5 protein-coding genes are annotated in these 5,630 nt (G+C 62.8%); 1 reads left to right on the forward strand and 4 read right to left on the reverse strand.

Going from position 1 to position 5,630, the window contains the following annotated elements; genetic code table 11:
- Both VFE81_RS14845 and VFE81_RS14850 read right to left on the reverse strand, forming a co-directional pair.
- A partial coding sequence (locus VFE81_RS14845) for a hypothetical protein (RefSeq protein WP_325045320.1) occupies positions 1-844 on the reverse strand: 844 nt, incomplete at its 3' end.
- 429 nt (positions 845-1,273) lie between these two features.
- Positions 1,274-2,773, reverse strand: coding sequence for an MDR family MFS transporter (locus tag VFE81_RS14850; protein WP_325045324.1), 1,500 nt, complete (start codon positions 2,771-2,773; stop codon positions 1,274-1,276).
- A 111-nt stretch (positions 2,774-2,884) separates the two neighbouring features.
- Here VFE81_RS14850 and VFE81_RS14855 point away from each other — a divergent pair, with 111 nt between their 5' ends.
- A complete protein-coding gene (locus VFE81_RS14855; protein ID WP_325045321.1) occupies positions 2,885-3,661 on the forward strand; it encodes a TetR/AcrR family transcriptional regulator in 777 nt (258 codons plus the stop codon).
- A gap of 85 nt (positions 3,662-3,746) precedes the next feature.
- Here the strand turns inward: VFE81_RS14855 and VFE81_RS14860 are convergent, their stop codons facing one another.
- Together VFE81_RS14860 and VFE81_RS14865 are read right to left on the reverse strand one after the other, a co-directional pair.
- Positions 3,747-5,009: a cytochrome c gene (locus VFE81_RS14860; protein WP_325045322.1), complete on the reverse strand. Its 1,263-nt coding sequence runs from the start codon at positions 5,007-5,009 to the stop codon at positions 3,747-3,749.
- Positions 5,010-5,158: 149 nt separating this feature from the next.
- Positions 5,159-5,630: GMC oxidoreductase (locus tag VFE81_RS14865; RefSeq protein WP_325045323.1), on the reverse strand; the 472-nt coding region annotated here is incomplete at its 5' end.

A 5,630-nucleotide genomic window follows, 5' to 3' on the forward strand; every position in this document is an offset into this window, starting at 1 on the left:
CCTGCAACGCGGCGTCGCGATGCGCGGCGAGCGGCCTCAATTCTGCCAGTAGACTTTGTGCGTCGGTATTGCCGGGCTGCAGTGTTTGCGCAGCGCCAAGCGCCGCTTGTGCCGTGGACAGATCGTTGGCGCGGAAGGCCAGATGCGCTGCCTGCAGTGCTTGCGCGGCATCGCGGAATTGCGGCGGCGTGGGTTTTGCAGGTGCTGCGACCACCGGCGGCGCGACGGGCGTGATCTGCATTGCCGGGGCGGCCTTGGCAGGATTGGTAGGAACAGCGGGCTTAACCGCGCCAGCCTGGTTCGTCGATTGAGCCGGTGCGTACAGCGCAATTGTGCCGGACGCCGTTCTGGCATCCTGAACATTATCGGCGTTCTGCTCGGCGTTGCCGTTCTGCGATTCGTGGTTGTCGCTGAATAGTGCATAGGCGACATACGCTAGTCCGATTGCGCCAATGGCCACGATCGCGAGCAGCACGCGGCGCACCGGGAGCGCGTGGAGGCCGCCAGAACGTGGCAGATCGGCGAGTGGGGGAATGGGCACATCTTGTGCGGCGAGTATCGGCGCTTGCATCGGCGTCTCGGCAGCGGCAGCTTCGCCGGTCAACGCAGCCTGTGCGGCGAGGTCGATTTCGCTCGGCTGTGCCGGGTCAAGGCCGTTTTTCTGCACCGTCTTGCTCATGGCGCTGGCGCGGCTGCCGGGAATCACGACGCGCTTGTGCGGGCTGGCGTCGAGCGGATGCACGGCGCCGCAATACGGGCAATAGTCGACTTGCCGGTACAGCGCACCACCGCAGCGTTTGCAGGGCGTCGGAAAACTATGGCCGAGTATTGTCTGGGTGGACATACTGTGTACCCACCTGTGGAAAACAGTGCCGATACGGCATGCTCCAGATCGTGTTGAGGCAGGAGTAATTGTCCGCGGAAACCACGATCCACATGCACCGGAGAGCCTTGGGACGCAAGTCCTCGCTTGCGGTACCGCTGCTTGCAATATGTGGCGTTTCGATGAGAACGTCAATCGACGTTCTTACCTACGTTATGTGCGGTAGAACACATTTGTAGGTACGACGAAACACTGCATATGTCGGCAGAACGAACAGACCGATGATTTTTTTCATACCGTTTGTGCAGTCACGACACGCACGTGATGAAGCGATGGCGGAATCGGCAGAACGGCATGGCGGCGATGAAAAGAAACGAGGTCGAAGCGCGTGGCGTTCGACCTCGTCATCAAGCGTTTGTAGAAAACGCTCGCAGAAAACGTGATGCGGGATTAGTGCTTGCGTAGCGGATGATCCTTCAGAAGCCACGCGAGTGCGAACGCGAGCACCACCACGCAGGCTGCCGAGAGATACACCAGGTGCAACGCACCGGCAAACGCCTGCAGATAATCGCTACGCAACGCTTCAGGCAACTGGTGAATGGCCGCAGGTCCGAGCGCGTGCGGCAATTCGGTGTCGGGCGGAATCAGCTTTTCCAGGCGCGCGGCGAGGCCGTTCGAAAACACCGCGCCGAAAGCGGCCACGCCGATCGAGCCGCCGATTGAACGGAACAGCGTTGCGCCCGAAGTGGCGACACCCATGTGCTTGAATTCGACCGTATTCTGGACGGCGAGAATCAGCACCTGCATCACCATACCGAGGCCGCAGCCGAGAATGCCCATGTCGATATACATCACATGAATCGGCGTGCTGATCTGCAGGCGCGCGAGCAACACCATCGCCACGGCCACAAGGAACGTGCCGGCGATCGGGAACATGCGGTACTTGCCGATCTTGCTGATCAAACGGCCGGTCACCATCGACATCACGAACAGGCCGCCCATCATCGGCAACATCTGCATGCCGGCTTCCGTCGGCGTCGAGCCTTTGACCACCTGCAAATAAAGCGGCAGGAAGGTGACCGAGCCGAACAGCGACACGCCGATGATGAAACCGATCAGACTGCTCAGCAAAAACGTGCGCTGTTTGAAGAGCTCGAGCGGCATGATCGGTTCGACGGCAGTGCGTTCTTCGTGGATGAAACCCCAGATCGCCACCAGTCCCATCCCCAGCGTGAACCACAACTGCGGCGACGACCACGGCAGGATCGTGCCGCCCTGGCTCGTGAACAGGATGATGCAGGTGAGGGCGCCGGCGAGAAACGCGGCGCCCATGTAGTCGATGGTGTGCTTCACATGCCGCACGTGCGGTTTGAAGACCGCGCCGATCACGGCCAGCGAGATGATGCCGAGCGGCAGGTTGATGTAGAAAATCCAGCGCCATGACAGGTGCTCGACGAGAAAACCACCGAGCAGCGGCCCGACCACCGTCGCGAGACCGAACACGCCGCCGAATACACCCTGGTAGCGGCCACGCTCAGCCGGTGGAATCACGTCCGCGATAGCGGCCATGGTCACGACTAGCAGGCCGCCGCCGCCGAGCCCTTGCAGCGCGCGCAGCACGATCAGCTGGGTCATGTTCTGCGCGATGCCGCACAACGCCGAGCCGACGAGGAACACGACGATCGCTGTCTGCAGCACGATCTTGCGGCCGAACAGATCGCCGAATTTGCCGTACAGCGGGACGACGATGGTCGAGCTGAGCAGGTAGGCGGTCACCACCCATGACAGGTTATTGAGTCCGCCAAGTTCGCCGACGATGGTCGGCAGCGCGGTCGAGACGATTGTCTGATCGAGCGCGGCGAGCAGCATGACCAACAGCAAAGCCGGAAACAGCAGGCGGATCGGCGGGTGGTCGGTTGCCTGCGTGCCGGGCTGGGCATCGGGCTGCATGAGCCCGGTGGATTGATTCGTTGTCGATTGGTCCATGGCACCAAGGTGTTGAAATTAATTAATTCAGGGATTAATATATGCGACATCGCGTCACGCGTCAAATTGAATGCAATGGCAAGGATTCCGTCAGATGAACAGGAAGTGAAGCGCACGCTGCCCAGCACGGCTGCCGTGAAGGCGCGAAAGCTTTCCAGGCCGGCGTCAGCCGCCGCGGGCGATTTTGCGAACGCTGCAACGCCCGCACCCGCACGGCGCCCCGGCAGGCCTTCGGGTTCGGCGCGCGGTCCGGAGCAGCGCAGCCGGCTGCTGGACGCCGCGCTCGCCTTGTTCGCGCGGCAGGGCATCGTCGATACCACGCTTGGGGAGATTGCTCGCGAGGCAGGTTTCACGCCGGCGATGATGCATTACTACTTCAAGACGCGTGATCAACTGCTCGACGTTCTGATCGACGAGCGTTTCGCTCCACTGCGCGCGGCGCTCGGCGTGCCATTTCAGGAGCATCCCGACGACCCGGTGGCTGCCATCACGCAACTCGCGCGGCGTTTGGTGCAGGTGGCAAGTGACAACCCGTGGTTTCCGTCGCTGTGGGTGCGCGAGGTGATTAGCGACGGCGGTCTGCTGCGCCAGCGCATGCATGAACGCTTCGGCAATGCGCATCAGAAGGCGTCGCTGTCAGCCATTGCGCGCTGGCAAAAGGAAGGGCGCCTGAATGCGGGGCTGGAGCCGTCGCTGGTGTTCGTCACGCTGCTAGGCCTGACGATTCTGCCGCTGGCCACCTCGAAGCTGTGGCGTAACGATCCCGTGCGGCGCAATATCGGCGGCGAGGAGATCGCCCGGCATGTAGTGGCCTTGCTGGTGCAGGGCATCGGTCCCAGCAAAGCGGACTGACGCCGGCATCGGATCCTCATGCAGCGGGAGGCGCTCGGGCGCAATGCCCTCTGTTGCCCCGGCAGCGCCGGGGCTATCCCTTCAGTTATGGGCCGCGAGGCGCGCTGCGCAGCGGCGCTTGAGCGTGAAGCGTCACGCGGAGTTTCTTCACCGTCGACACATCTACCGGCTCTGCCTGATTGCCCCAACTGCCGCGGACGAATGTCAGCACGTCGGCAACCTGCTGGTCGCTGAGGCGCCAGCCGAAATCCGGCATGGCAAGCGGCGCAGGCATTGCGGACGACGACGGCATCTTCGAACCGGTCAGAACGATGTGAATCAGCGCGGTCGGGTCAACCGCGTTGACGACAGGGTTGCCCGACAGCGACGGGAAGGTCTGGCCGGCGCCCGTGCCGTCCGAGCGGTGGCAGGCATTGCAGTTGTCGAGATAGGTCGCCGCGCCGCGCGCCCGCAGGTCGCCGGCACGCAGCGCGCGCGTGGCGCTCGCGGCTTCGGCGGCGCTGACGGGCGGACCCAGGGCGATGTCTTCGGGTGTGAGACTCTTCAGATACACGGCGATGGCATTCAGGTCGGCGTCGCTCAGATGTTGCGTGCTGTCGTTCACCACTTCCGTCATGGCGCCGAATGCCGCGGTATGGGCGCCGCGCCCGGTCTTCAGAAACGCCGCCAGTTCCTCTGTCGACCAGCCTGCGAGCCCGGTGCTGAGGCCGTCGGCGAGGGGTGGCGCGTTCCAGCCGGCCAGCGTGGCGCCGCTCAGGTAGCGTTTGCCGTCCTTTTCGCTGAAGGCTTTTTCCTGACCCGTCGCGCCGTGCGGCGTATGGCATGCGCCGCAATGGCCGAGCCCCTGCACGAGATAGGCGCCGCGATTCCATTCGACGCTCTTCGACGGATCGTTGCGGTAAGGCGTATCGGCTTTCAGATACAGCAGGTTCCAGCCGATCATCAAAGCGCGCACATTGAGCGGAAACGGCAACTGGTTCGGACGGTCTGGCTGATTCACCGGCGCGATGCCCTTCATGAAATACGCATACAGCGCGTCCATGTCGTCATGCGACAGAATCCGGAACGACGGATACGGCATCGCCGGATAGAGATGCCCGTTGCGTTTCGAGATGCCGCGGCGCACCGCATCGTCGAACGCCTGGAAGCTGTAGCCGCCGATGCCGGTGTCTTTGTCGGGCGTGATGTTGGTGGAGTAGATCGTGCCGAACGGCGTATCCATCGGCAGGCCGCCGGCGAATGGCTTGCCGCCCGGCGCTGTATGGCACGCGGCGCAATCGCCCACGCGGGCCAGATAGGCGCCGCGCTGCACGAGCGTGTTGACCGCCGGTGTGACTGGAGAGGTCAAGGCGGCGGGTGTGATGCGAGCTATCGTGCTTGCGCTCGCCTGACCGTATGCAAGGCGCGCCGCCGACAAAAGCGCCCACGATGCCGCCGCTGTGCAGACAGATATCGCTGCTCGAAGCCGGGGAGAGTTTTTCATGCTCTGCGTCCTCGTCAAACGGCCAGCAGCGCGCCGGGGTTCTTCAGATAGCGCGTGCGAATCGCATGCGCCGCCCAGTATGCGAGTGCGCCGACCGTGCCGGTCGGGTTGTACGAAAAATTTTGCGGGAACGCGCTGGCGCCGAGCACGAAAACGTTCGGCACGTCCCAGCTTTGCAGATACTTGTTGACCACGCTGCTGTCGGGGCGCTCGCCCATGATCGCGCCACCGGTGGTGTGGGTGGTTTGATAAGGACGCACGTCATATTGATCGCCGATCTTCTTCGTGTTGATCACCAGTTGCTTCGGCTTCATCGCGCGGCCGATTTCCGCTGCGCGTCCGGTGGTGTATTGCGACATCTTGATATCGTTGCTTTTCCAGTTGAAGGTCATACGCAACAGCGGTTGGCCATAAGCGTCGCGATACGTCGGATCGAGGTCGAGGAAATTGTCGCGATACGACATCACCGAGCCTTCGGTGCCGATG

Origin of the sequence: Paraburkholderia sp. (genome assembly GCF_035656215.1) — a bacterium.
Taxonomy (GTDB): Bacteria; Pseudomonadota; Gammaproteobacteria; order Burkholderiales; family Burkholderiaceae; genus Paraburkholderia.